Annotated in this window: 29 protein-coding genes and 2 pseudogenes; 18 read left to right on the plus strand and 13 right to left on the minus strand. The window is 70.3% G+C overall.

Annotation, left to right across the window (positions count from 1 at the left end):
• Nucleotides 1-41 precede the first annotated feature (41 nt).
• The gene (locus LJ657_RS02325) at nucleotides 42-473 is read right to left on the minus strand and encodes a hypothetical protein (protein WP_232646471.1); all 432 of its coding nucleotides are present in this window, start codon (nucleotides 471-473) and stop codon (nucleotides 42-44) included.
• A gap of 266 nt (nucleotides 474-739) precedes the next feature.
• Here LJ657_RS02325 and LJ657_RS02330 point away from each other — a divergent pair, with 266 nt between their 5' ends.
• The 3 genes from LJ657_RS02330 (at nucleotide 740) to LJ657_RS02340 (ending at nucleotide 1,960) form a co-directional block, all read left to right on the plus strand.
• Entirely contained in the window at nucleotides 740-1,378 is a 639-nt protein-coding gene (locus LJ657_RS02330) for a class I SAM-dependent methyltransferase (RefSeq protein ID WP_232646472.1), read from the plus strand.
• A gap of 115 nt (nucleotides 1,379-1,493) precedes the next feature.
• Complete coding sequence (locus tag LJ657_RS02335; protein ID WP_232646473.1) at nucleotides 1,494-1,694, plus strand: LLM class flavin-dependent oxidoreductase; 201 nt, start codon at nucleotides 1,494-1,496, stop codon at nucleotides 1,692-1,694.
• A 2-nt stretch (nucleotides 1,695-1,696) separates the two neighbouring features.
• Nucleotides 1,697-1,960, plus strand: coding sequence for a winged helix-turn-helix transcriptional regulator (locus LJ657_RS02340; RefSeq protein WP_232646474.1), 264 nt, complete (start codon nucleotides 1,697-1,699; stop codon nucleotides 1,958-1,960).
• 46 nt (nucleotides 1,961-2,006) lie between these two features.
• Here the strand turns inward: LJ657_RS02340 and LJ657_RS02345 are convergent, their stop codons facing one another.
• Nucleotides 2,007-2,888: an SPL family radical SAM protein gene (locus tag LJ657_RS02345; RefSeq protein WP_232646475.1), complete on the minus strand. Its 882-nt coding sequence runs from the start codon at nucleotides 2,886-2,888 to the stop codon at nucleotides 2,007-2,009.
• Between the two features lie 411 nt (nucleotides 2,889-3,299).
• Here LJ657_RS02345 and LJ657_RS02350 point away from each other — a divergent pair, with 411 nt between their 5' ends.
• Together LJ657_RS02350 and LJ657_RS02355 are read left to right on the plus strand one after the other, a co-directional pair.
• Nucleotides 3,300-3,692 (plus strand): nuclear transport factor 2 family protein, encoded by a 393-nt coding sequence (locus LJ657_RS02350; protein ID WP_232646476.1) that lies wholly within the window; start codon nucleotides 3,300-3,302, stop codon nucleotides 3,690-3,692.
• 99 nt (nucleotides 3,693-3,791) lie between these two features.
• Entirely contained in the window at nucleotides 3,792-4,217 is a 426-nt protein-coding gene (locus LJ657_RS02355; protein WP_232646477.1) for a PPOX class F420-dependent oxidoreductase, read from the plus strand.
• An 85-nt stretch (nucleotides 4,218-4,302) separates the two neighbouring features.
• Here the strand turns inward: LJ657_RS02355 and LJ657_RS02360 are convergent, their stop codons facing one another.
• The 3 genes from LJ657_RS02360 to LJ657_RS02370 all read right to left on the minus strand — a co-directional run bounded on the left by LJ657_RS02360 (nucleotide 4,303) and on the right by LJ657_RS02370 (nucleotide 6,490).
• Nucleotides 4,303-4,818 (minus strand): MarR family winged helix-turn-helix transcriptional regulator, encoded by a 516-nt coding sequence (locus LJ657_RS02360; protein WP_232646478.1) that lies wholly within the window; start codon nucleotides 4,816-4,818, stop codon nucleotides 4,303-4,305.
• A gap of 296 nt (nucleotides 4,819-5,114) precedes the next feature.
• Entirely contained in the window at nucleotides 5,115-5,426 is a 312-nt protein-coding gene (locus LJ657_RS02365; RefSeq protein WP_232646479.1) for a hypothetical protein, read from the minus strand.
• A 98-nt stretch (nucleotides 5,427-5,524) separates the two neighbouring features.
• Nucleotides 5,525-6,490: a helix-turn-helix transcriptional regulator gene (locus LJ657_RS02370; protein ID WP_232646480.1), complete on the minus strand. Its 966-nt coding sequence runs from the start codon at nucleotides 6,488-6,490 to the stop codon at nucleotides 5,525-5,527.
• A gap of 106 nt (nucleotides 6,491-6,596) precedes the next feature.
• On the opposite strand from LJ657_RS02370, the gene LJ657_RS02375 reads away from it, so the two are divergent.
• The gene (locus LJ657_RS02375; RefSeq protein WP_232646481.1) at nucleotides 6,597-6,962 is read left to right on the plus strand and encodes a VOC family protein; all 366 of its coding nucleotides are present in this window, start codon (nucleotides 6,597-6,599) and stop codon (nucleotides 6,960-6,962) included.
• A gap of 41 nt (nucleotides 6,963-7,003) precedes the next feature.
• Nucleotides 7,004-7,362, plus strand: a pseudogene (locus tag LJ657_RS02380) (helix-turn-helix domain-containing protein); the annotation flags it as partial.
• Nucleotides 7,363-7,675: 313 nt separating this feature from the next.
• Here the strand turns inward: LJ657_RS02380 and LJ657_RS02385 are convergent.
• From LJ657_RS02385 to LJ657_RS02395, 3 genes are all read right to left on the minus strand, one after another.
• Nucleotides 7,676-8,089 (minus strand): PIN domain nuclease, encoded by a 414-nt coding sequence (locus LJ657_RS02385; protein WP_232646482.1) that lies wholly within the window; start codon nucleotides 8,087-8,089, stop codon nucleotides 7,676-7,678.
• Nucleotides 8,086-8,349, minus strand: a complete 264-nt coding sequence (locus LJ657_RS02390; RefSeq protein WP_232646483.1) for a type II toxin-antitoxin system VapB family antitoxin — start codon at nucleotides 8,347-8,349, stop codon at nucleotides 8,086-8,088. The genes LJ657_RS02385 and LJ657_RS02390 overlap by 4 nt, the downstream gene beginning before the upstream one ends.
• 409 nt (nucleotides 8,350-8,758) lie before the next feature.
• Nucleotides 8,759-9,577: an oxidoreductase gene (locus tag LJ657_RS02395; protein WP_232646484.1), complete on the minus strand. Its 819-nt coding sequence runs from the start codon at nucleotides 9,575-9,577 to the stop codon at nucleotides 8,759-8,761.
• A gap of 203 nt (nucleotides 9,578-9,780) precedes the next feature.
• Between LJ657_RS02395 and LJ657_RS02400 the strand changes: the two genes are divergently transcribed.
• Nucleotides 9,781-10,359, plus strand: coding sequence for a TetR/AcrR family transcriptional regulator (locus LJ657_RS02400; protein WP_232646485.1), 579 nt, complete (start codon nucleotides 9,781-9,783; stop codon nucleotides 10,357-10,359).
• 605 nt (nucleotides 10,360-10,964) lie between these two features.
• Here LJ657_RS02400 and LJ657_RS02410 read toward each other — a convergent pair.
• Nucleotides 10,965-11,516: a COG4315 family predicted lipoprotein gene (locus LJ657_RS02410; protein ID WP_232646486.1), complete on the minus strand. Its 552-nt coding sequence runs from the start codon at nucleotides 11,514-11,516 to the stop codon at nucleotides 10,965-10,967.
• Nucleotides 11,517-11,824: 308 nt separating this feature from the next.
• On the opposite strand from LJ657_RS02410, the gene LJ657_RS02415 reads away from it, so the two are divergent.
• Nucleotides 11,825-12,496 (plus strand): anti-sigma factor family protein, encoded by a 672-nt coding sequence (locus LJ657_RS02415; RefSeq protein ID WP_232646487.1) that lies wholly within the window; start codon nucleotides 11,825-11,827, stop codon nucleotides 12,494-12,496.
• 95 nt (nucleotides 12,497-12,591) lie between these two features.
• Nucleotides 12,592-13,101, plus strand: a complete 510-nt coding sequence (locus tag LJ657_RS02420) for a hypothetical protein (protein WP_232646488.1) — start codon at nucleotides 12,592-12,594, stop codon at nucleotides 13,099-13,101.
• A 7-nt stretch (nucleotides 13,102-13,108) separates the two neighbouring features.
• Here the strand turns inward: LJ657_RS02420 and LJ657_RS02425 are convergent, their stop codons facing one another.
• Nucleotides 13,109-13,987 carry a UbiA family prenyltransferase gene (locus LJ657_RS02425; RefSeq protein WP_232646489.1) on the minus strand — a complete coding sequence of 293 codons (879 nt, stop codon included), beginning with the start codon at nucleotides 13,985-13,987 and terminating at the stop codon, nucleotides 13,109-13,111.
• Between the two features lie 109 nt (nucleotides 13,988-14,096).
• Here LJ657_RS02425 and LJ657_RS02430 point away from each other — a divergent pair, with 109 nt between their 5' ends.
• The 5 genes from LJ657_RS02430 to LJ657_RS02450 all read left to right on the plus strand — a co-directional run bounded on the left by LJ657_RS02430 (nucleotide 14,097) and on the right by LJ657_RS02450 (nucleotide 17,586).
• Complete coding sequence (locus LJ657_RS02430; RefSeq protein WP_232646490.1) at nucleotides 14,097-15,173, plus strand: type III polyketide synthase; 1,077 nt, start codon at nucleotides 14,097-14,099, stop codon at nucleotides 15,171-15,173.
• A 7-nt stretch (nucleotides 15,174-15,180) separates the two neighbouring features.
• The gene (locus LJ657_RS02435) at nucleotides 15,181-15,729 is read left to right on the plus strand and encodes an isoprenylcysteine carboxyl methyltransferase family protein (RefSeq protein ID WP_232646491.1); all 549 of its coding nucleotides are present in this window, start codon (nucleotides 15,181-15,183) and stop codon (nucleotides 15,727-15,729) included.
• Nucleotides 15,714-16,745 carry an NAD(P)/FAD-dependent oxidoreductase gene (locus LJ657_RS02440; protein WP_232646492.1) on the plus strand — a complete coding sequence of 344 codons (1,032 nt, stop codon included), beginning with the start codon at nucleotides 15,714-15,716 and terminating at the stop codon, nucleotides 16,743-16,745. Before LJ657_RS02435 ends, LJ657_RS02440 begins: the two co-directional genes overlap by 16 nt.
• A gap of 21 nt (nucleotides 16,746-16,766) precedes the next feature.
• Nucleotides 16,767-17,276 carry a TetR/AcrR family transcriptional regulator gene (locus LJ657_RS02445; protein ID WP_232646789.1) on the plus strand — a complete coding sequence of 170 codons (510 nt, stop codon included), beginning with the start codon at nucleotides 16,767-16,769 and terminating at the stop codon, nucleotides 17,274-17,276.
• A 145-nt stretch (nucleotides 17,277-17,421) separates the two neighbouring features.
• Nucleotides 17,422-17,586 (plus strand): hypothetical protein, encoded by a 165-nt coding sequence (locus LJ657_RS02450; RefSeq protein WP_232646493.1) that lies wholly within the window; start codon nucleotides 17,422-17,424, stop codon nucleotides 17,584-17,586.
• 7 nt (nucleotides 17,587-17,593) lie between these two features.
• Here LJ657_RS02450 and LJ657_RS02455 read toward each other — a convergent pair whose 3' ends face one another.
• A complete protein-coding gene (locus tag LJ657_RS02455; protein ID WP_232646494.1) occupies nucleotides 17,594-18,079 on the minus strand; it encodes a hypothetical protein in 486 nt (161 codons plus the stop codon).
• A 38-nt stretch (nucleotides 18,080-18,117) separates the two neighbouring features.
• Nucleotides 18,118-18,453, minus strand: a pseudogene (locus tag LJ657_RS02460) (pyridine nucleotide-disulfide oxidoreductase); the annotation flags it as partial.
• Nucleotides 18,454-19,099: 646 nt separating this feature from the next.
• Here LJ657_RS02460 and LJ657_RS02465 point away from each other — a divergent pair.
• The 3 genes from LJ657_RS02465 (at nucleotide 19,100) to LJ657_RS02475 (ending at nucleotide 22,450) form a co-directional block, all read left to right on the plus strand.
• Entirely contained in the window at nucleotides 19,100-19,966 is an 867-nt protein-coding gene (locus tag LJ657_RS02465; RefSeq protein ID WP_232646495.1) for a DUF6424 family protein, read from the plus strand.
• Nucleotides 19,967-19,979: 13 nt separating this feature from the next.
• Entirely contained in the window at nucleotides 19,980-21,095 is a 1,116-nt protein-coding gene (locus tag LJ657_RS02470) for a T6SS phospholipase effector Tle1-like catalytic domain-containing protein (protein ID WP_232646496.1), read from the plus strand.
• 371 nt (nucleotides 21,096-21,466) lie between these two features.
• Nucleotides 21,467-22,450, plus strand: a complete 984-nt coding sequence (locus LJ657_RS02475) for an anti-sigma factor RsbA family regulatory protein (RefSeq protein ID WP_232646497.1) — start codon at nucleotides 21,467-21,469, stop codon at nucleotides 22,448-22,450.
• A gap of 13 nt (nucleotides 22,451-22,463) precedes the next feature.
• On the opposite strand, the gene LJ657_RS02480 is transcribed toward LJ657_RS02475, so the two are convergent.
• Nucleotides 22,464-23,501 carry a rod shape-determining protein gene (locus tag LJ657_RS02480; RefSeq protein WP_232646498.1) on the minus strand — a complete coding sequence of 346 codons (1,038 nt, stop codon included), beginning with the start codon at nucleotides 23,499-23,501 and terminating at the stop codon, nucleotides 22,464-22,466.
• Between the last annotated feature and the right edge of the window lie 48 nt (nucleotides 23,502-23,549).

The following is a 23,549-nucleotide window of genomic DNA, read 5'->3' on the forward strand; positions in this document are numbered from 1 at the left end:
GGCCGTTGAGTCGTCATGCCGTCCGAGTGTGGGAGGCGTGCCTATCGCGCTCCTATACGCCGGTGCCGCAGCACCCGCACCACACGGCGCTCCACGTCTGGCTCCGAACCGTCCCCGCCGGCCCGGCAGGTGACTGTGACCTCGGTGAAACGCCCGTCCGCGGCGCTGATCCAGAACCGGTCGCCGACCGTGAAGGTCTCGCCGCCGAAGCCCACCCTCCCCCGTATCCGCCTGCGGCGGAAGGTCACTTGGGGCAGATCGTCCCGCTCGGCGTCGAACATGCCCCAGGCCAGGGTGACCCGGCCCCGGCCGTCCGTGGTGGAGCAGGCGCCACGCAGGGCGCCGGAGACGAGGGTCGTGGGTACCACCACGTCCACGAGACGGTCGCCGACGTACACCTCCAGAGCGGAGCGTTCCAGGGAGGACCAGCTGAGCCGTACCGACCAGGAGGCGTCCCGGAGCCGGATCGGCATGTCGCCACCCGTGCCGGGAAGCTCCTCATTCCGCAAGGTGTCCACAGTCTCGGTCCTTTGCTGCCTGCTCGACGGGTGGACAACCGAGTCTGCTCGGCGCGGGGCGCCGGGTCTCCCACGTGAGTACCCGACTCCGTGGTGGTCCTGGTACCACCACGGAGTCGGAAGCCTGCGTTGAGGTGCGTGCCCGGCCGCCCGGGCATCGTGGATCGGGAGGCGTCAAGGTAAGGACGCCGCCCGATCCACGCATCCCGGCAAGGAGAACAGTGTCCGCGATCACGCCATCGGCACAGGTCAGGCCAGGCAGGAATCTCAAGTGGGCAGCGGCCGGGCTGGGCGCCGCCGCGGTCGGTGCCTGGTGGATGTCCGACTCCGCCCCTTATCCGTACTCCCAGCACCGGCTGCTGGACCTGCCCCTGCCGTTCCTGACCCTGCGCCGCCTCGACGGGGTGCTGGAGGCACGGCGCAGCGAACGGGTGCTCGAGATCGGGCCCGGTACGGGGTTGCAGTCCCTGCACGTCGCACCGCAGGTGGAGCAGCTGGACATCGTCGACGTCCAGCAGGAGATGCTCGATCACGTGATGTGCCGGGCGAAGGAGCGGCACATCGCCAACATCGTCCCGACGTTGGCCGACGCCCATCAACTCCCCTTCGCCGATGGCACGTTCGATGCCGCATACCTGGTAACCGCGCTGGGCGAGATCCCAGACCCGGTGCTGACGCTGAGTCAACTGCGCCGGGTCCTCAAGCCCGGCGGCCGCCTCGTGGTCGGCGAGTTCTTCGACCGCCACCAGGTACGCCCGGCCCACCTCATCGGCCATGCAGGCGCCGCGGGCCTCCGCGTGAGCCGCTTCGTCGGCCCGGCGTTCGCGTATTACGCGCGGTTGCATCCGTCCACGACGTGAACCCCGGTCCGGTGTCGTCCCTGAAAGGGGCCGGGCCGTTCAACTGCCGGACCTGTCCGGGTTCTTCCTGTTAACTGCCCGGGCGGGCGATGAGCGGGGCGGCCCGGCCCCGCGCTTGTCGGTGCTGGACCAGTCGCCCGTCGGCGCGGGTCTCTCACCCGCCGACTCGCTGCGGGCCTCGGTCGAACTGGCACAGACCGCCGAGGAGTTGGGACACGTCCGCTACTGGACCGCCGAACACCACGGCTCCCCGGGATTCGCGGGCTGCGCCCCGGAGATCCTGGCCGCCATTCTGCTGGGCCACAGGCCACCTTGATCGTGCGCGAGCTCCTGCGCGGCCCGCACCGCTTCACCGAGCTGCGCGAGGCCCTGCCCGGCATCAGCCCGCACACGCTGACCAGCAGGCTGCGCCAGTTCGAGACCCACGGCATCGTCATCCGCACCGCCTACGCGGAGATCCCTCCACGCGTCGAATACCGGCTCACCCCCCTCGGCGAGGGGTTGCGCGATGTCCTCAACGCCATGGGCGCCTGGGCTCAGGCGGTCCCCGACCCTGACCCCGAGCCCGACGCCGTCAGCTGACACTGCCGCCAGTGCGACGCGTGACACTGCCGCCAGTGCGACGCGCTCACGCCGGGCCGGCCAGCCTCTGCCGCAGGGCGTCGTTGTCGTCGTGATGGACGACCTCGTCGAAGCGCAGCCGCAGCCCGTGCTTGGCCAGCAGGCCGGCCACGATCGCGTCGAGCTGTTCGCGGTGTTCCTTGGTACGGGCCTGTACGTACGCCTCGCGCACCTCGTCGGGTTCGTCGGCGAGGACCTGGTCCATGCGCTCGCGGATGTACCGCTTGAGGTTGATGTGTTCCATGAACACCTCGGTGATGCCGGCCTCGACGAGCTGCCCGAAGAGGTGGTCCAGCAGCTCCGGCCGGGCGGCGAAGTGGGGCAGGAGCGGGCCGACGAAGGCGAAGGTGGGGATGCCGGCCTCGCGTAGTTCCGTGAGCGTGCGCAGACGGCGGGAGGCGAGCGGGGCGCGGACCTCCAGCCAGCGGCTGACCTTGTCGTCCGCAGTGGTCACGGTCATGCCGACCTCCGCCCGGGGCAGGCTGGTGAGCAGGTCGATGTCGCGGGTGACGACCGGCGACTTGGTCAGGATGCGGATCAGACCCGGGTAGGCGACGGCGTCGAGCTCGCGCAGAATGCCGCGGGTGAGCCGGTACTTCGTCTCGTGGCCCTGGTAGGGGTCGGTGACGGAGCTGAGCAGCATCGTGCCGTGGCGCTTGTGCTCGGGCATCATGGCCAACTCTTCGTGGGCCAGTTCGACGGCGTTCTTCTTTACGTACAGGTAGTTGCCCCACTCCTTGACCGACCGGCCGAACTGCCGTCCCGCGAAGGACGCGAAGCAGTACGAACAGCCCAGAACGCAGCCGGTGTAGGGGTTGATCACGTAGTCGTTCGACGGGGTCTTCGACTTCTGGATCAGGGTCTTCGCCTCGATCTCGACCGGTTCCATGACGGCTTCCTCTCTGCTGTCGGACGCCACCTGCATCACATGGAATAATAATCCTTGGAAGTTGATTCTATGGAATCTAAATGGTTTGCTGGGTGGGCGACCGATCCGGGGCTTTGATTGCCCGCCCCCCGACCGGCCGCGCGGGCCACCGCACGACACCCGCCGGACGGTCTGTCCCGCAGCACGGATGAGAGCCCTTCTCCTTACGTCTTTTCCCCTGCCGGGGCCACCCGCAGGGCTCGCGTCAGCACAGTTCCCCGACCGGGAGGCCTTGGATGTCCGGCACCAGCGCCGTCAGCCAAAAGGTCCTCGGCCACGTATACGGCGGCCCGACCACCCTGATTCCTCGCCGACCGCCTCGACTTCGCCCGACAGCCACCACCCCGTACAAGAACCCAAGGAGCAACCGACATGACCAGCACGAACATCGACGTCGCCCGCACCTACTTACAGGCCGTCCAGACCGGAGACATGGCCGCTCTCGGCGAACTCCTCGACACCGGCATCGTCTGGCACCAGCCCGGAGCCAACCAGTTCTCCGGCGAGCACAAGGGCCAGGGCGCCGTCTTCCAGATGCTCGGCAGCATGATGGAGACCAGCCAGGGCACCTTCGCCATCGACAAGATCCACACCGTCATGGGCAACGGGGACCTGGTCACCGCCACCATCCACTTCACCGGCCGCCGCGACGACGCGTCGATGAGCATGGACGGCGTCGACCTCCTGCGCATCGAGAACGGCAAGATCGCCGAGATGTGGCTCTTCTCCGCCGACCCGGCCGCCGAAGACGCTTTCTGGGGCTAGGTCTAGGTCTAGGTCTAGGGCGAGGGGTCTGGGGGGCCCGGGGTCGACTCGGCCCCGGGCACCCACGAGTCGATCTGTACGCACACGAAAGGCACCCGCATGCGGAAGATGACGGAGCAGCAGTGGCGGGCGTTCGTCAACTACGGAACCCGCACCGGCAAGCTGTCGACCAGCCGCGCCGACGGCAGCCCTCACGTGACACCGGTCTGGTTCCTCCTCGACGGCGACGACATCGTGTTCACCACCGAGAAGACCGGGGTCAAGGGCCGCAACCTCGCCCGCGACGGACGGTTCGCACTCTGTGTCGACGAGGACCGGCCCCCGTACGCGTTCGTCCTCCTCCAGGCCCGCGCGGCGATCTCCGAGGAGCCGGAGGGCATGCGGCGCTGGGGTGGTCTTCTGGGTGCCCGGTACATGGGCGACGACCGCACCGAGGAGTACGCCGCACGCAACGGTGGCCCCGGCAACCTCCTCGTCCGGGGCCGCATCGACAAAGTCGTCGCCTTCGCCGGTATCGCCGACTGAACTGTGGGCTGACGGACCGGGGCCGGGGGCTGAGTGCATCAGGCTCCGGCTGGTCAACCCACGGGCACTGCCGAGCCGTCGGGGCTCACGATGCCGGTCGGCCGGGCTCCTTGGGCACCCGCATGGCCGACACCGGCGTCTGCGCGGCGGCCTTCCGCTCCGCGTCCAGGGCGCGGCCGGCTGCTCGCAGTGTGCTGAGGACCGCGGTCACCTCGCGTACGGACTGCTCGGGAATCACCGACCCGATACGCAGTTCCAGCTCCTCCTCGAAGACCTTCAGCGCCCCGTCCACCAGCTTCCGCCCTTCTGGCGTCAGTTCGACGATCGAGGAACGGCGGTCGTTCGGATTGGCCCGCCGCTCACACAGGCCCGCCGCCTCAAGGCGATCGACCACCTTGCTCGTGCCGCCCACCGTGATCGAGAACTTCTCCGCGATGTCCTGGATCCGCCGCCCGGGCCGCTGATGCAGCAGGTGCAGCACCTCGAACGAGGTCAGCGGCAGGTCGTACTCGGCCTTCAGTCGCCCCTCGATACCGTCCCACAGCTCGATTTCCAGCGAGACCAGCTCCCGGTACAGCAGCTTCAGGTCGGCGTCGGCCATCACTCAACTTCCGTAGAATTATCTTCCATGGACAGTTAATTGTAGGCTGCTGCCATCCCCGTCCTGCGGACTGGAGTTACCGCCCCGGGCGGCCCGACCTGGTTGCGGAGTTCCCTGTCGACGAGCAGCCGTCCAGGGGTGGCTACCCGTCACGCCCTTCCAGCAGAGCATGTGGCCGAGCAGCGGATGCCGCCGCATTGTGCACGGCCCAGAGCGAGACGGTGCGCGCCTGAGGGTCGAAATGGACGCCGCCTGCGGCATGTCGGTGAGTACAGGGGTGGCTGGCGACGCGACGATCAGGTCGAGCAGGCCGGGGCCGGCGGCGAGGTGCTCGATGGGTTCCCAGTCGCTGCCCCAGGCGCGAACGCTTCCGTCAGGCAGGCGCAGGCAGGCGACGGAGCAGGGCTCGGTGTACTGAGCAGGATTCGGCGGTCGTGGTCGACGAGTGCGGCGCCCTCGCACCACACGTCGTCGAGCCATTCGTCGATCTCCCGGTTGGCGCGGAAGCAGCGTGTCGCCGCGACCGGACCGGGCAGCAGATCGTCGACCACCCGGTGGGCGGCCCAGTGCGAGTAGTACCGCTGCCAGGCGCCGTTGTCGACCACCACGTACTGCGCTCGTGCTCCCGTGACCAGCGAGGCTCGCGCCGCTGTGACGCCTGCTTGGCATCGCCGCCAAGGTAGCGCCCAAGAACACCTGTTGCGGGTCAGGACGTTGGTGACGGCGCATAGTGGTGGGCAAGATTGGTGGCGAGGTCGCGGAGGTGAGCCCTGGCTTCGGCGGGACCGTGCACAGTGATGGCGCTCCCGAACGGCAGTAGTGCTCGCACGTCCTCCAGATGCAGGAAGCGGATCGTCACCTTGTGGCCGGTGGCGGATTCTTCATGGTCGTCCCGGACGAGTCGTGGGCCGAAGATCCGTTGCGCTCGCTCGATCTGGGTCTGGTCGATGGTGGCGCTGACCTCTATCGCGTGGTTGTGTTCCCACTGATCGATGAGCGCGGCAGCGACGGTGGCCAGGGTCTGGCTCTGACGGATCCGTCGTGGCTGGTCGACTTCTTTCCACGTCGTGATCCGTTCGAGTCGGTACATCCGTGGCACTCGGGCGCAGTCGGCAACGAGGTACCAGATGCCGGCCTTGGCGAACAGCCCGTAGGGATCCACGACCAGGTCGCGTGGGCATGACTCGCGTGGGCTGTCGTACTCGATCCGTAGCCGGCGACCTCGCCGCACTACACCGATCAGCGAAGCCGGAGTCGTGCCGGAAGCTCGTGCCTGACGCCAGGGACGGCTGTCCACGTGCACTACGTCGGTGAGCGGCAGGAGGTCATGAACTCGACGTGGCTGTGCAGCGGCGATCTTGGAGAGCGCGCGCCGGCTTTCGGCCGATGCGTCGAGCTCCGCACGTTGCCTCTCATCCAGCCCGGTGAGCGACAGATGATCACGCTCGCCCGGTGTGAGTCGCGTGAGGTCGAGCCCGGACCCGGGCAGCATGGTCACGCCTCCGAGGCGGCCCCGGTGTGCGGTCACCGGCAGACCGGCGTCGCGAAGCCAGTTCAGGTCCCGGGTGATGGTTCGAAGGGACACCCCGAGCGCTGAGGCGAGTTCCTGTGTGGTCACCGCATCCCTCGATTCGAGGAGCAGCATCAGCGTGAAGAAGCGGTCTGGGGTCACCCCCCAATTTTTTCAGGAATTGCGACACGATGCGGCGCATATCCCGTTCAGGCTGGTGGGTGCGTACCTATGACCTACGACCTACGACCTGCGAAAAGGAATGACCATGACCAGATCCGTCGTGTCCATCGTCTACGTGAACGACGCTCCCGCCGCAGCTCGTTTCTACGGCGGCCTCCTCGGCATGAGCCCCTCGTTCGAGACTTCGGGATACATCACCTTCGACCTCGGGCCGGGCGCTGACCTCGGTCTGTGGTCTGGCCAGTTCGAGGATCTGTCACCGGACGTCCCGCGCACCAGTGAGGTTTGCCTGGCCATTGACGGTGGACCCGACGAGCTCAACGCGACCTTTGAGCAGTGGAATTCCAAGGGGGTCACGATCCTGCGCGAGCCTCATGACGCGGGGTTCGGGCTGACCTTCCTCGCAGCCGATCCTGACGGGAACCGTATCCGCGTCGCACCGCGGGGCTGAAAGGCCGCAATGCGGCAGGCGCGCACGAGTAGGTGTCGCGCCTGCCGTCGTCTGACTTCGAGAGGGCGACGAGTGCCCCACGGAATGCGCCCCTGAGCGTCGAGGGCCGTGGGCGGCTCGTGAAGCGGTGCCAGACACGTCCCATCGCCCACGTCGCCGCTGAGATGGGCATCTGCCGCGCATGCGCGGGCAAGTGGGTCAATCGCCGGCGGCTGCACGGTGATGCGGGATTGCAGGACCGGCCGTCGAGTCCGCACCGGAGTCCGAACGCGACACCGGCATGGGTGATCGAGCAGATCGAGTCCTGGCGCCGCGAGCAAAAGTGGTCCGCGCGCAACGGGTCGCCGACGAACTTGTGAGTATCGGGTTTGTGATCAACCGGCGAACGGAAACGTCTCATCAGGGGTACGGATTCAGGACGTTGGCCCGCGGGGCTGTATCCGCTGTTCGTGAGTTCAACTCCGTTGCCATCGGCGTTAGTTGAGGTCGCTTTGACCTGCGCAGACGTATCAGCCCGCGGCTGGAGGAGGGCGTCGTGGGTGGGCTGCGCGAGCGACTGGACGTCGAATTCTGGACGCTGGCTGGACGCGAGGATCCAAGAGTGGTGCCGTCCGGTGCCCCCTGGGTGTCGGGAGACGGTCCGGGCCATCGCGGACTGACCGCCAGGCGGCGGGCCGGTCAGTAGCTCGTTGCCCGTCGGTACCGCGTGAGTTCTACTGCCTGAGGTCGATCGTGCGGACCGGCTGCCCTGTTGTGCGGGCGATGCTGTCGAAGTCGCGGTCGTAGTGGAGGAGGGTGAGCCCTGCTTCTTCCGCGGCTGCGGCCACCAGGAGGTCGACGGGGCCCGCGCTGCGGTGTTCTCCCTTGGCGGTCAGTTGTTCCTGGATGATGCGGGAGCGGCGGTAGACGCCGTCGGGCATGGGGCACCAGGCGTAGTGGGCGTCGAGGGCTGCTTTCAAGCGGGTGCGGTCCGTGACGGAACGTGCCGAGAAGAGGACTTCCAGTTCGGTGAGGTCGCAGATCGCGACGAGGCCGGCGGCGATCCTGTCGTCCCATTGGGTGGTGTTCTGGCGTAGCAGGACGCGGGCGAGGGCGGAGGTGTCGATGAGGTAGTCGGCGACGGTCACTCGTGTGCTCCGGCGGCGTGGTCGTCGGGTGCCGCGCCCGCGCTCGTGGGGCGGTATGCGCGCTTGTCCAGCAGCAGGTCGATGTCCAGAGCGCCCTCAGTCACCAGTTCGCGGGCTTCGTCGAGTGCCCGCAGACGCCGGTAGCGGGCCGTGACTTCCCGCAGTGCGGTGTTGATGGTGTCGCGTTTGGTAGAGGTGCCGAGTTCTTTGGCTGCTTCCTCCAGCGCCTCGTCGTCGAGATCGATGACCGTGCGACTCATGGTGGCCTCCTTCCGCTGGAGTATATCAGGTGAAGTGTATCACGATACAAGATCGTTTATATATTCCCGGACGCGGGGCCGCAACCGTTCGCGTGGGCCAGGAACTGGCCGATCGGCGGGGCGTGGACACCGGACAGGCCCTGGCGGATTGAGGGGATGTTCCAGATGGAGGCCGTTATTTCTTGAGCCAGACAGCGTGGTCGGGTTCCAGCAATCCGTCTTCGCCGGGACCGGTGGCCAGAAGGACCGTGGTGCGGTCGGGCGGCATCTCTTCCAGGCCGGTCTTCTTCTGGCGACCCGGGAGTCGGCCACCTGAACGGTGATTCACTTCGCCTGAGGCGCGAGGTAGGCGCGGCCGGTATTGCTGTCGGTCATCAGGGGGGCGTTGTCGCTGTGTCCACCAGGAAGGTCAGGCGGCGGGCAGGCGGTTGAGCCTGCGCAGCTGCTGGTCGAACATGCGGGAGGGGACCATGCGGCGCATCGTGCGGACGCGTCCGGTGATGGCGCCTGCGGTGTAGCGCAGCTTGGGCTTGGCGTCGGTCGCGGCGGCGACGATCTCCTTGGCGACGACGGAAGGGTCGTCGCCGTCCCTGACCGCCTGGGCCATGTACTCCTCGAAGACGTGCCGTTGGTGGGCGTAGACGTCCAGGGGCCGGTCGGGGCGGACGCTGGCGGCGTCGAACGCGGTGCTGGTCCAGGCGGGTTCGATGAGCAGGACCCGCACGCCGTGCTCGCGGACCTCATGGTCGACGGACTCGGAGTAGCCCTCGACGGCGTGCTTGGAAGCGGCGTAGACGGCCATGTAGGGCTGCGGCATGAACCCGACGATGGACGAGATGTTGATGACGCGTCCGCTGCGCTGGGCGCGCATGTGGGGCAGGACGGCGTTGGTCATGCGGATGACGCCGAGGACGTTGATGTCGAAGAGGCCCTGCGCCTGCGCGGCGGAGGACTCCTCGGCGGCGCCCGCCGAGCCGATGCCGGCGTTGTTGACCAGGACGTCGATGCGTCCGAACCGGTCGATCACCTCTCCGACCGCAGCGGTGACCGAAGTGTCGCTGGTGACGTCGAGGTCGAGGAAGGTCACGCCCTTGAGCGGGGTGACGTGCGCGGTGTTGCGGCTGGTGCCGACCACCTCGTGGCCCGCCGCCGCCAGCGCGAGGGCGGCCGCCTTTCCGATGCCGGAGGACGCGCCCGTCACGAGGGCTACCGGTCGTGTCGTGGCCATTGTGGGCTCCTTGGTCATGGGTTGATGTCGTCCTTGCGGTGAGTGAGTGATCGCGGTGCCGGTGGCGAGCGATCCTCAATCGGTTTCACCAATGTATCAGTTTCTTGGCTAGTGGCAACACTAAAGAATCAATTAACTATGTACCGGTAGCATTCACGTATCCTCTACAGGGGACCGGGTAGTGAACAAGACAGGAGACAGGCATGGGCCGAGCACTGCGGGCAGACGCCGAGCGCAGCGTGCGCGCGATTCTCGAGGCGGCCGAGCGGGTCTTCGCCCAGGACGCCGGCGCCTCCATGGAGCAGGTCGCCGAAGCGGCAGGGCTGACCAGGATCACTGTTCACCGTCGGTTCGCGAACCGACAGGCGCTGCTGGAGGCCCTCGCCGTCTCCGCGAAGGAGCAGCTCATCGATGCCATCGAGGAAGCCCGGCCGCAAGCCGCTCCCGCACTCGTGGCGCTGCATCGAGTGACGGCGAACGTCCTCCGGGTCAAGAACACCTGGCGCTTCACCCTCAGTCACGCCACCGCCCACACCCCCGCCGCAGCCTCCCTCTGGGACGAGATCGACGGCCACACGGTCAACCTCATGAACCGGGCGCAGCGCGAGGGGTTGATCGCCACGGACGCAGACCTGGCGTGGACGCGACAGGTGTACTACGCCCTCCTCAGCGAGGCCATCAACAGGCCCGGCGCAGAGCAGGGTCCCGCCGCGCAGGACCCGGACGCACTGGCCACGCTCGTCATCGAGACACTCCTGCACGGCGCGGGGCCCCGCAGCTGAGTCGCACGGCTCGACAGAACGCGGAAACCAACGATCGGCTGCGAGCGCCGCCGAAGCCTGTCGGCGGCGCTCACGCTTTCCCAGTTCGGCGGGCGGGGCCACGTCGACGTGGGCCCAGCCGGGGACGATCACGGTGTCGGCGCGCTGGAGTGGTCGAGGCCGGTGGTCGGGCTCCAGAACGGAACCGGCCGAAGGGTACGACGTCGGGTCCGCGTGAGCCGTGTTTCTGCCCGGCTTTGCTGTGTGGCGGCGTTCTCCGCCGAGTCGGCAGTGTGTGGCGGCTCGGGGCGTGCCATACGGCGATCGTCTTGGGGTGCCGACGGACCCGCTCCTCGACGCGAGCTCAGGTGGAGAGAGGCCCGCGGCTTCCTCGGTCGGCCACAGCCTCCGCAGGGATCGCCCCGAGCGACGGTCCCGCAGGACGCGCCCGTTCTTCGTGCCAAAGGGATGCCGCCCACGGCGCGGGGCGAAGTGACCTTGTCATCAGCGGCAGACGGACCCCTCGCGAGCAGGGGAGTTCCGGAACTCCGGCCCGGCGCTCGCGACAGGGAAGGGTCGTACGCCCTCGGCCTACGCCGAGGGCGTCGCGGTCGGCTTTGCGGCGGTCAGTAGCCGTTGCTGCTTCCCGACCCGCTTGAGGAGGGGCTGGGCGCGGGGCTGGTGATCGCGGCGCCGCTCGGGCTGACCACGTACCAGGTGCCTCCGAAGGCCGTGCTGCCCTGGCCGGTGGTGTCGCCAGGCTTGGCGTCCTGGGAGAAGCGGTAGAGGGGGTGGCCGTTGTAGGTGACCTGGGTGGTGTGGTCCTTCCGGGAGGTGGTGCCGACCATGGTGGAGTTCAGGCCGTTGGCGCTCGGGTGCCCGGTGGTGGTGTCGGGTGGCCATGCCTGGGCGCAGCTGTCGTAGCAGTGCGAGGTGGTGCCGCTGTCGGCCTGGAACAGGTACAGGGTCCGGCCGGTTCCGTCGACGAGGATCCGGCCCAGGGAGGAGGTGTGTGCCTGCAGTGTGCCGACTCCGCCGGTGGCGGGCGCCGAGCTGCTGGACGGGGGCGATGCGCTGGTGGGTGGAGACGATGAGCTGGTGGTGCCGGAGCTTCCGCATCCGACAGCGAAGGCCGCGACGGCGGTCGCGGCCGCGGTGATGGTGGCAGCGCGGTTCATGACGGTTCCTCTTTCCGCTGGGGCATCCTGCCGCGACGCATGAAGCAGGGCTGGTCCACGGGTCCGACGCGGGGCGGGTCTGTAGTTCGGTCCGTAGTTCGATACGTCTGGTACACGGTTTTGATTCACTTTTGTCGCTGTCGTCTTTGGCATCTTTGTAATCTTTGCCACCTTTGAGGCATTTCGTTGCCGAGTGGAGCGTCGGATGAACCTGGAGCACTCGATGCGCGTATATCGGGTTATAGCGACCTTCCGCATGCATGCGCCTGTTCGTTCGGCAAGGGGGGCGGAGGTGGGGTGAGGGCGCGATGGCGTGTCGCGAGAGCCTGGCTCTTGGTGCCTACCTGCTGGGAGTGCTCGAGTCGGAGGAGTGCTCGACGGTGGAGCGGCACGTGGCCCGCTGTGCGCAGTGCCACGCCCAGCTGATGGAGCTGGCGCCGCTGGTCGGGCTGATGGAGCAGGTGCCCTTCGAGGAGCCGGGGCAGCTGGCGCAGACCGGTCCGACAACGAATGTCCCGGCCGCGGCGCCCGAGCCGGTCGGCACGGCTCAGGCCGTGTCCCGCTCCGTACGGCGTGCAAGGGTGCGCAGGCTCCTGATCGCCGGCGCACTCGCGGTCGCGGCCGCCGTCACGGGTTTCGGCGTCTATCTGAGCACGCAGAGCAGTCAACCGGCGGCAGTCCCGTCGGCGGTCACGGTCTCCGTCACCGACCCGACCACACATGTGACCGCGTCCGCCGCACTCGCCCCGGCCGTGACGGGTACGTCGATCCGGCTTCGCCTGTCAGGGCTGCCCCCTGCCGTCTGTCGACTGGTGGTGCACGCCCGCGACGGCCACACCGAGACGGCGGCCACCTGGACGTCCGGCTACGAAACCGCGGTCAGTGTCCCGGGATCGTCCGCGCTCGGCGTGCGTGACATCGCCCGCATGGACGTCGTCACCAGCTCCGGCCGACTCCTCGTCGAGCTCCGGCCCCGGTGAGCGAGGTCGACTCAGAGAGTGCGCGGTGCGGATGAACTTGCAGATGTCCTGACTCGTACCCCTTGATGGGGGGCGGCGGACTGAGGAGGCGCCCCATGAAAGTCATCGGATCCGGACCACGCGAACCGTCCCGTACGCGGCGGGTACTCGCCCTGAGCGCCTGCCTGTGGGCGCTTCGCCTGATCACCGCCGCCGGTCTGGCGGTGGACGCCTACGTGCATGCCGACCTCGCCGCGACCTACGACCCGGTCGCCAGGACGATCAGCCAGGGCGACCTGTTCCGTATCGAGGCAGGTGCCGCGGCACTGGCGGCCGTGTTGCTGGTCCTCTTCGGCAGGCGGCCCCTCGTGTGGGCTTACGCGCTGCTGGTGGCCGCGGCCGGCCTCGCCGCGGTGCTGCTGTACCACTCCGTCGACGTCGGCACGGTCGGGCCGCTGCCCAACATGTACGAACCCGTCTGGTATCCGGAGAAGACCGCCTCCGCTGTCGCCGAGGCGGCCGCGACGCTCACCGCTGCCGCAGGGCTGCTCCTGGCCCTCCGCCTGCGCACGCGTTCCCGTGAAAGGGGGGCAGCCCCGGCGCCCATCGACGCGCGATCGACGTGATGTCCCGTCACGCGAGGCGTGCGCCGCGGAGGAGCAGGAGGGCGACGTCGGAGGCGGCCAGACCCAGACAGGCGATGAAGGCGGCCCGGCTCCGCCCGGTCGGCCACAGGGCGACGGTGAGCGAGAGCGCGCAGGTCGCGGCGAGCCCGGCTCGTCCGGGGATGCCGACGGGGCCCGCCGGGCCCAGGACCAGCACGGCAGAGCCGGCGGCGAGCGCCGACGCCGCCAGCGTCCGCGCGCCGCGGAGGCCCAGGCGTTGGGGCAGGCCGCGGATGTTCACCGCGAGGTCGTCGTCGATGTCCGGCAGGACGTTCGCGGCGTGGGCGCCCACCCCCAGCAGCGCGGCGCCGACCGGCGCCCACCAGTGCGGCCATGGGCCGCCCGGCAGGGAGAGGGTGACGAACGCGGGCAGCAGCCCGAAGGCGACCGCATACGGCAGCCACGACCAGACGGTGCTCTTGACGCCGAGGTTGTAGCCCCAGGCCGCGGCCACGCCGATCAGGTGGGCGCCGCCCGCCAGCCATCCGTTCGCGAGGGAGAGCGGCACACAGGCTACGAGGGCGCAGCCCGCCGCGATCGTCACCGCCCGCACCGAGGCCGCTCCGGTCGCCAGGGGCTTGTCGCCACGCGTGGCGGCCACGTCCCGGTCGACGTCGATCAGATCGTTGCTCCAGCCCACTGACAGCTGGCCGGTGAGCACCGCCGCCGCGATCAGTGCCGTACCGGCGCCGCCCCGCCCGGATGCGGCGGCCAGCGCGGTGACCACCGCGGTCACGGCCGCCGAGGGCGCGGGGTGGGCAGCCTTCAGGAGGTCGATCGCGCGTGCGGTTCCGCGGCGGCGAGGCCCAGCGGGGGCCGGGATCGGCGACGTCTCGACGCTGTGCACGCCCCGAATGCTAGGCGCGGTCGGCTTGCTCCCACAGCTCCCACACTAGCGAAATGCCGTCTATGTGTGGCTTATCAGCATTTTTGTCGATCATCCCTATTCTTGCTGAATGACGCGTATCGCCGCCGTCCATGGAGTGCTGCCGGCTCACCGCTACCCCCAGCGCGAGATCACCGATGCGCTCGCGCTGATGCGCCTTCCCGGAGCCGGTGCCCCGAAGCGGGACCGTGGTGTGCTGGACCGGCTGCACGCCACAGCCTGTGTCCGCACCCGTCACCTCGCCCTGCCGCTGGAGCGGTACGCCCTGCTGGACGGCTTCGGCCAGGCCAACGACCTGTTCATCGAGGAGGGCCTGCGGCTCGGAGAGGAGGCACTGCGAGCCGCCCTGGACCAGGCCGGGCTCGTCCCGCAGGAGGTGGACCTCGTCTTCGCCACCTCGGTCACCGGGATCGCGGCCCCGTCACTGGAGGCCCGGCTGGCCGGGCGCCTGGGGTTTCGCCCGGACGTCAAGCGCGTGCCGGTCTTCGGCCTGGGCTGCGCGGCCGGCGCCGCCGGGCTGGCCAGGGTGCACGACTACCTGGAGGGCCACCCGGACCAGGTCGCGGTGCTGCTCTCGGTCGAGCTGTGCTCCCTCACCCTGCAGCGCGATGACACCTCCGCGCAGAACACGGTGGCCGGTGCGCTCTTCGGCGACGGCGCCGCCGCGCTGGTCGCTGTCGGCCGGGGCCATCCCCGCGTCCAGGAGTACGCCGGACCTCAGGTGATGGCCACCCGCAGCCGCCTGTACCCGGGCACCGAGGACGCCCTCGGCTGGGACATCGGCGACAGGGGATTCACGATCGTGCTCCGCGCCGAACTGCCGGAACTGGTCCGGCTCCACCTGGGCGAAGAGGTGCGGTCCTTCCTGGCCGCACACGACCTGAAGCCGGACGACATCACCGGCTGGGTCTGTCATCCCGGCGGCCCCAAGGTGCTGGAGGCGCTCCAGGAGACACTCGGCCTCGGACCCGACTCGCTGGAACTGACCTGGCGCTCCCTCGCCGAGGTCGGCAACCTCTCCTCCGCCTCCGTGCTGCACATCCTGCGCGACACCCTGGCCCTGCGTCCGCCCCCGGCCGGCACCCCCGGCCTGCTGCTGGCGCTCGGGCCGGGCTTCAGTTCCGAACTCGTACTCCTGCGTTGGTAGGTGACGGATGACCGGCTACACCGTGCTGATCCTGCTGGTGGCCGCCGAGCGGCTCGCCGAGCTCGTCGTCGCGCGCCGCAACGCCGCCTGGAGCCGCGCGCGCGGCGGCGTGGCGTACGGGGACGGCCACTATCCGGTGATGGTCGCCCTGCACACCGGTCTGCTGGCCGGCTGCCTCGCCGAGACCTGGCTCGCCCCGCGACCCTTCCAGCCGCTGCTCGGCTGGCCGATGCTGGCCCTCACGCTCGGGGCGCAGGCGCTGCGCTGGTGGTGCATCAGCACCCTCGGACCGCGCTGGAACACCCGCGTCATCGTCGTGCCCGGCCTGCCGCTGGTCAGCGCCGGTCCCTACCGGCTGCTGCGCCACCCCAACTACCTCGCTGTGGTCGTGGAGGGACTCGCCCTGCCGCTGGTCCACGGGGCGTGGCTGACCGCGACCGGCTTCACTCTGCTCAACCTGCCCCTCCTGACCGTCCGGCTCCGCTGCGAGAACGCGGCACTGGCCCCGTCCGCCCCGCCCCCGGCCCCCGCGACTCCGCCATGCTCGACCTGCTGATCGTCGGCGGCGGGCCGGCCGGTCTCGCCACCGCGATCCACGCCGCCCGCGCCGGACTCGACGTGGCCGTGGCCGAGCCCCGGCCGACGCCGGTCGACAAGGCCTGCGGCGAAGGGCTGATGCCGGGCGCGGTGCGGGCCCTAGCCGAACTGGGCATCGCCCCGCCCGGGCACCCTCTGCGCGGCATCCGGTACCTCGACGCCGAGGACGACGCCCGGCAACACGCCGAGGCGGGCTTCCGCCGCGGCCCCGGCCTGGGGGTGCGGCGTACGGACCTGCACGCGGCGCTCGCCCGTCGGGCGGCGGAGCTGGGCGTCCCGGTACATCCGGTCAAGGTCGATCCGGTGACGGTCCGTCAGGACACCGGCAGCGTCACCGCGGCCGGGTTCACAGCCCGATATCTCGCTGCCGCCGACGGCCTGCATTCGCCCGTCCGCCGACACCTCGGCCTGGACCTGCCCGACCCGCGCCCGTCCCGTTACGGGCTGCGCAGACACTTCGCCATCGCGCCCTGGACCGACCACGTCGAGGTCCACTGGTCCGGGCGAGCCGAGGCCTACGTCACCCCGCTGGGGCCCGAGTTGCTCGGCGTGGCCATCCTGACCGGCGAGCGGGCACCGTTCGACGTGCAGCTCGCCGGCTTTCCGTCCCTGGCCGGCCGCCTGCCCGCGCACGCCTCCTCAGCCGTCCGCGGCGCGGGACCACTGCGGCAACGGGTCCGCGGCCGGGTGGCCGGCCGAGTCCTGCTGGTGGGCGATGCCGCCGGATACATCGACGCGCTCACCGGCGAAGGCATCTCGCTCGCCGTGGCCGGTGCCGCCCAGCTCGTCCGCTGCATCCGAGGTGACCGACCCCTGGACTACGAACAGGCCTGGCGCCGCGCCTCCCGCCGCCACCGTCTGCTCACCGACACCCTGGTACGCCTCCGCGCCCACCCCCGACTCACCCACCTGATCGTCCCCACCGCAGTACGCCTGCCCTCCCTGTTCACGGGGCTGGTCAACGGCCTGGCCTGAAGCCCGCTCCGGCGGCCGGGTCTGACGTTTCGGGCGGTGGACACCGAGGCCGGTGTGCCCGCCGGTACGGCCTCCAACTACTTCACCAACCGCGACGACCTGCTCCCCCAGGCCGGCGCCCGTGTCTACGAGCGGCTCCAGCCCGACGAGGCAACCATCGCCCGGCAGCGGGCGGGCACGCGAGACCGGGAGACCTACGCGGTCCTGATGCGCGAACTCGTCGGCCGGATCAGCGACTTCCGCACCGGCTATCTCGCGCTTCTCGAACTGCGCCTGGAGGCCACCCGGCGGCCGCGACTCCGCGCGGTGCTGACCGAACAAGTGCGTGCCGACCTCGAAGCCAATGTGGCCTACCACGAGGAATCAGCCCTGCCCGGCGACGCCACCGCCGTCCAACTGCTGTACCTGACGCTCAACTGGCTGATCGTTGAACAGCTCACTCTCCCGGATGTGCTCTCGGAGGCCGAGCGCGAACGACTTGTGACGGCAGCGGTCGAACGGCTGACAGCGAGCCTTCCCCACTCAGGCTGAGTGCCGGGCCGGTCGGCGGCCCGGGCAGCCATGTGGTGCTCGGTACCGCTGGGGCGCCGGTGCGGTGTTGTGCTTGTCGGTGTGCTGTGAAGAACGGGGCCTCGGTGTCGGTTCGGCGCGTAGGCTCCCGACCGAGGAGGGCGCCATGGCCGGGCACGCGAAACCGATCAGGATGTGGTGGCTGGTCACGCTGACAGCCGTGACCATGGCGGTCATAGCGGTCGTTCTCGTTCTCCAGGCCGACTCCGGTGAGGCGACCTCGCCCCGGCCGACCGATCCTCCCTCGGCCACTTCGACCGTCCTCGGGTAGGCGTTCCTCAGCCCGTCTCCTCGCGCAGCCCGTCGCGCAGGCGGCGCAGGTCGTCGGCGTGCCGGCCCAGGCCGTTGAGGCGCAGGCGGGTGGCCTCGGTGCGGGGGTCGGGGCGGAGCGGGAAGGCCAGGTCGAGCGACTGGCGCAGCATCCAGAGGTCGTAGGCGATGAGTCGTGCCGCGTGGGCCTGCGCCCGCAGCAGGTCCGGGTCGGTGAGTTCGAGGTCCTGCAGGCGGGTGCGCAGACGGTGCAGGGTGCTGCTCTGGCGGCTGCACAAGCGTGCCGTCCCGCGGGAGACGGGACCCGGTTCGCCGCAGGCGGCCACCGCCGCGTCGGCCGGTGTCTGGGCGGCCACCGCCTCGTCCAGGACGGCCACGAGGGCGAGCAACTGGGCCCGGTGCGAGGGGCGGGCGGGGGCAGGATGGTGGTGGCGGATGGGCGTCCGTGCGGCACGGAGCCACCGGACGGCGCCCGGGGGTGTGCGTATGCGCATGGTTCCAGTGTGCGCCGCGGACGGCGGGAGCCGGTCGGTCAGTAGGGGGCGGCCGTTTTGAGTTCCGGCTCGGTCAGGGGTTGGCCCTGCAGGTGTGGTTTCCGGGGGCCGAAGAACATGGGGATCAGCATGTCGGGCGAGGACAGGCGGGTGGCGGGTTTCTCCAGGCTCATGACGTCGAGGAGGGCACCGAGGGCCCGGGGGTTGCGGGCCCCGGTGGCGACCGCGCGGTCGACGAAGCGGGCGAGGAAGCGTTCCAGGGCGGTCGGCGGTGTGTCCCTGGCGCCGGGGTGGAACGCGTCCTGCCCCACGGCCAGGTCCCAGGCGGCGCCGACCGGGCGGGCGGCGGCGCGCAGGACGCGACGGGCAGGGCCCGTATCGGATCCCGCTGTCCGTCCGGTCCCTCCAACCCCCGCAGGACGGGCAGGAGTACGCGGTCGAGGGCGTCGGCGGCCGGTGCGGTGAAGAACGCCTCGCCGCCCTCGACGCCGAAGAACTCCACCAGGCCGTGCAGGAACTCGACGCTGGGCACCTTCCTGCCCGCGCACACCTGGCGCGCCCAGTGGTCGGAGACGCCCAGGCGTTCGCGGATGTCGCCGGCGAGATCCGACACACGGCCGCCGGTACGCGCCAGATGGGCGTCCGCGAGGGGCCTGAGGCGGGCGCAGACACGGTCGTTGACCTTGTCCGCCGGAGCGGTGCCGCCCTTGAGCAGGGTGCGCACGGTGTGCTCGGGCAGGGCCGTCCTGGCCGCCGGCTCCCGGGGGCCGAGCGGGCCAGGCCCTGCTCTTCGGCAAGCGCGTCGAGACGCCGAAGCGTCTCGGGGAGGTGGGCGGGTGACTCCACCACCCGACGGGCGCACCCGTGTCTCTCAGTGATCGTTTATCGGCCCAAAAGCGATCGTTGAAAGGTCAGCTGTTATGTCGTTGAACGGTCCAGGTGTTACGCAGAGCGAGAACTGGGCCTCGGGAGGACGATGAGGAGAGAGATGTCGACAGGTCGACAGAAGGAGGCCCCGCCATGGCCGACGACCGATCCGCGACGGCGACGAAGACCCCTCCCTCCCTCACCTTCGGCAAGACGGAACGGGAGGACCACCCCTGGGAGATACAGCTCGTCAAGCACCAGGTACGCGTCGAGTCCGCGGAGTTCCGTGCCGCGAAGACGGCCGTGAACAAGATCCTCCAGGAGCTGGGGAAGACCGAGCGGCCGTACGGGCCGGGGCCTTACGAGATGCACCACGGCGGCAGTCTCTGGGTGAAGACGGACGCCGGCTGGCGGATGTTCCGGGCCCGGGTCGGCATCGAGTGGAGCATGCAGTTCTGCGCCGACCCCGCGAAGGTCGACCGGCTGCGGCAGGAGGCCGCCGACCTCGTCGCCGCCTTCCCCCAGACCCTTCCCGCCCTCGAAGCCCTCGGCTACAAGCGGGCCCGCAAGCTGCTGGAGACCCCGATCGCGGACGCCGAGGGCGTCGCCGCCTGGACCGACTCGCTGTTCAACGCGTGCGTGCCGCTGACCCGCGGCAACCATCAGGGGATCCTGCCCAGGGCGGCCGGGGAGCACCACTACCCCTGGCCGATCAAGGGCGCCGACTACGTCCGGTACGACGACTTCAACCTGTGGGTGACCCTGCCCGACGGCACCCACGCCGCGGTCGCCCCGGTGGCCGCCCGCGGCTCCGGCGACGGACGCGTGCGCATCGTCCATGCCCGGCACGGCACACCGGCCGGCGACGTCCTGGCCAAGGCGCAGCGGCGCCGCGTCATGGCCGTACTCCCGGCGGACAGCCCGATGGCGCTGGAGGCGTTCCAGCAGCAGATCACGCCCGGGGCGCGCACCGCGTCCGCCCGGCCGCGTTCCCGCGCCGGCAGCCGCCGGGCCGGTTAGGCGGGCCGTGGTCATGCCACGCAGGATCGTCGTCTGCCTGGACGGCTCGGGCAACCAGGTCGGCGCCCGCAACCCCACGAACGTGGTCAGGTTCTACGAGATGCTGGAGACGGACGACCCGTCCAGGCAGCTGCTCTACTACGACCCCGGGGTCGGCACCATGTCCTCGGCCACCGCGCGAGGGCCGCTGGGCCGGCGGCTCTCCCGGCTCGGCGGCCTCGCCTTCGGGACCGGGCTGAGGGCCAACCTCACCGAGGCGTACACCTACCTCATGCAGCACTGGCAGCCGGGGGACGCGGTGTACGTCTTCGGGTTCAGCCGCGGTGCCTACACGGCACGCGCGCTGGTGGGCATGCTCAACAAGCCGGGGCTGATGCGGCCCGGTGCGGAGAACCTGGTTCCGTACGCCGTGGCGAAGTACGCCTTCAACCAGAACATCGACGAGAGCGAGCAGGAGGTCGCCCGTTTCTCGCACGCCTTCTGCCTGCGCACCGAGAACGAGCCGCTGTGGCCGCAGGTGAAGGGCAACGACCCCCGGCAGGTCTCGCACCACGCCCTCCCGGTCGCCTACCTGGGCGTCTGGGACACCGTGAAGGCGGCGGGCCTCCTCCGTCTGGGGAACCTGCGCTGGCCGTACACCCACTCCCTGCCCAACGCCGCCCGCATCCGGCACGCCGTGTCCCTCGACGAGAGGCGGCGCCCGTACCGGGAGTTCCTCGTCAAGCCGCGCAGCCCCGGCCCCGACACGGACACCAGCACGGCGGAGGAGGTGTGGTTCGCCGGGGTGCACTGTGACGTCGGCGGCACCTTCGACCACGCCCCCGACGCGCCCCTGCTCTCCACGATCCCCCTCAAGTGGATCACCGACGGTGTCTGCGACGACCTGGACTTCCGGCCCGGCGCCTACACCGCGGCCACCGCGGTGACCGAGGCCTTCGCCGACGCCCCCGTCCACCACAACGGCACGGCGTGGATCCTCGTGGGCCGGCGCACGCGCCCCGTACCCCCCGAGGCGGTACTCCACTGGAGCGTCCGGCTGCGCAGGGAACGGGACCCCGGCTACCGCCCGGACCTGTCGGGACGCGAGCGCTGGGCCGACCCCGACTGGTTCAAACCGGCCCGCACATAGGGGGCTAATGGGTTTCTAAGGGTCGTTCTCCTCCCCGGGAAGTAGCGAATCCGCCCCGGGTCGTGCTGCGGAGGCATGACAGGTGCCTCCGTGGGCACGATGTGCCGAAGTGGCGCGCGGACCAGGCTGGTTCACGTCAGCCAGCAGGTCCGAGGAGGTCGCCATGAACCGTCAGACCCGCGTCCGTGTCATCCGCAGGCCCGCTACGCCCCGCGACACCACCATCGACCGCAGGACACCCTCGGGGCGGATCCTGCCGTACTGATCCCGCACGCGGAACTCCCCCGGATCCCGGGGGAGTGACAGCCGTCCGCCGGGGTACGCGCCCTGACATACAGGGAGCCGGTGGGGCGGAGGAGGCGGTGGTGAGCATGCGCGCACGACGGGAGCGGTCCCCAGTGATCCCCGCCGACGGCGCGCACCTCGCTTCCCCCTTCGTGCACCCCGCTCTTCTCTACGGCGACGAGGACGAGTACCTCGCGGGCACCGTCCCCTTCGTCCGTGAGGCTCTCGCGGCCGGTGAACCCGTCGCCGTGGCCGTGCCCGGGGAGCGCCTCCGGCTGATCCGGGACGCGCTGGGCGACGAGGCCGGCGCCGTGCGGTTCCTGGACATGCGGGAGGCCGGGCGCAACCCCGGCCGGATCATCCCCGCGGTGCTGCGCGCCTTCGCCGACGCCCAGCGGCCCGGTCTGCGCGTGAGCATCATCGGCGAACCGATCTGGGCCGGCCGTACGCCCGCCGAGTACCCGGCCTGCGTCCAGCACGAGGCGCTGATCAACGCGGCCTTCCGGGGCCGCAGCGCGACCATCCTGTGCCCGTACGACATCCGGAGCCTCGACCCGCAGGTCATCGCCGACGCCTGGGCCACCCACCCCACCCTCGTCCGGGCCGGCTCCGGGCGGCAGGAGGACAGCGGGGCCTACGCCCCCGCGGAGGTCGTCGCCCGCTACAACGAACCGCTGCCACCCGGACCGGACGTCCCGTCCTTCCTGTCCTTCCGCTTCGACGCGGACACCCTCTCCGAGGCCCGGCACCTCGCCGTGGACGAGGCCCTGCGCTTCGGCCTGCCGTCCACCCGGGGCGGGGACCTCGCGCTGGCCACCGCCGAACTGGTCACCAACAGCGTGGTGCACGGCGGCGGTTCGGGTGCGCTCGGCGTGTGGGCCGAGGACGGGTACGTGGTGTGCGAGGTGCGCGACAAGGGCCACCTCACGGACCCGCTGGCCGGCCGCCGGCCCGTCGCCCGCGACCAGTACGGCGGCCGCGGGCTCCTCATGGTCAACCTCGTCGCGGACCTCGTCCGGATGCACACCGGGCCCGGCGGGACCACGGTCCGCTGCTGGTTCACCCGCTGACCGGCGGCAGGGCTCAGATGACGATCGGGCCGAGCGCCAGTGGCTCGATCCTGCCCTCCAGCATGTAGCCCAGGCCTTGTACGGCACACACGTCGGGCCGTTCCGCGATGTGCACCGGCATGCCGGTGGCCTGCCGCACCATCTCGTCCAGCCCCGGCAGCAGCGCGCTGCCGCCCACCAGCATGATCCCCCGGTCGACGAGGTCGGCGACCAGATCGGGCGGGCACTCCCGCAGTACCCGGCCGATGACGTCGACCACGGCGGTCAGCGGGGTCTCGATCGCCTCGCGCACGGCGGCGGTGTCGACCTGCACCGAACGGACGAGACCGGTGACGACGTCCCGCCCCCGGATCTCCGTGGACGTCGGCCCCTGGGCGGTGAGTCCTATGCCGGAGAGTGCGACGTGCAGGGGGCGTACGGACTGGCTGGGGAGCATCAACTCGTGCTGGTGGCGCAGATGCTGGACGATCGCGTGGTCGACGGCCTCGCCGCCGACGGGAATGCGTTCGGAACTCACGGTCGAGCCGAGCGAGAGCACGGCCACCTGGGTGGTCGCGGTCCCGCAGGCCATGATCATGGTGGCCTCGGGCTGCTGCACGGGCAGCCCGCACCCCACGGCGGCGGCGATGAGCGTGTCGACGAGCTCCACACGCCGTGCGCCGAGCCCCACCAGCGTCTCGACGGCCGCCCGCCGGGCCAGCGGGTCGGCCTCGTGCGGGGTGCAGGCCGCGGCGCGCAGGAACGGCTTGCGGCGCAGGGCGCGGCGCAGCCTGTCGCCGAGCAGGCCCCGGAGCATGCGCTGCGCCATCTCGATGTCGACGACGGTGCCGCCTGACACCGGGCGCACGACGCGGATGTGGGCCGGTGTGCGGCCCCTCATCCGCTCGGCGAAGTCACCCACGGCGATGAGGGCACCGCTCCGGGTGTTCACGGCGGCGACCGACGGCTGGTCGACGACCAGCCCGGCCCCCCTGACATAGACGCGGGTCCGGGCCGCCCCCAGATCTACGGCGAAATGGCAGCGCCGCAACTGCTCCAGACTTGCGGTCATGCAGGGTCCTCCAGAGAAACGCAGACCGTTGCGGGGCCGCCGGGCGGC

The sequence above is a fragment of the Streptomyces guryensis genome (assembly GCF_021261325.1).
GTDB lineage: Bacteria > Actinomycetota > Actinomycetes > Streptomycetales > Streptomycetaceae > Streptomyces > Streptomyces guryensis.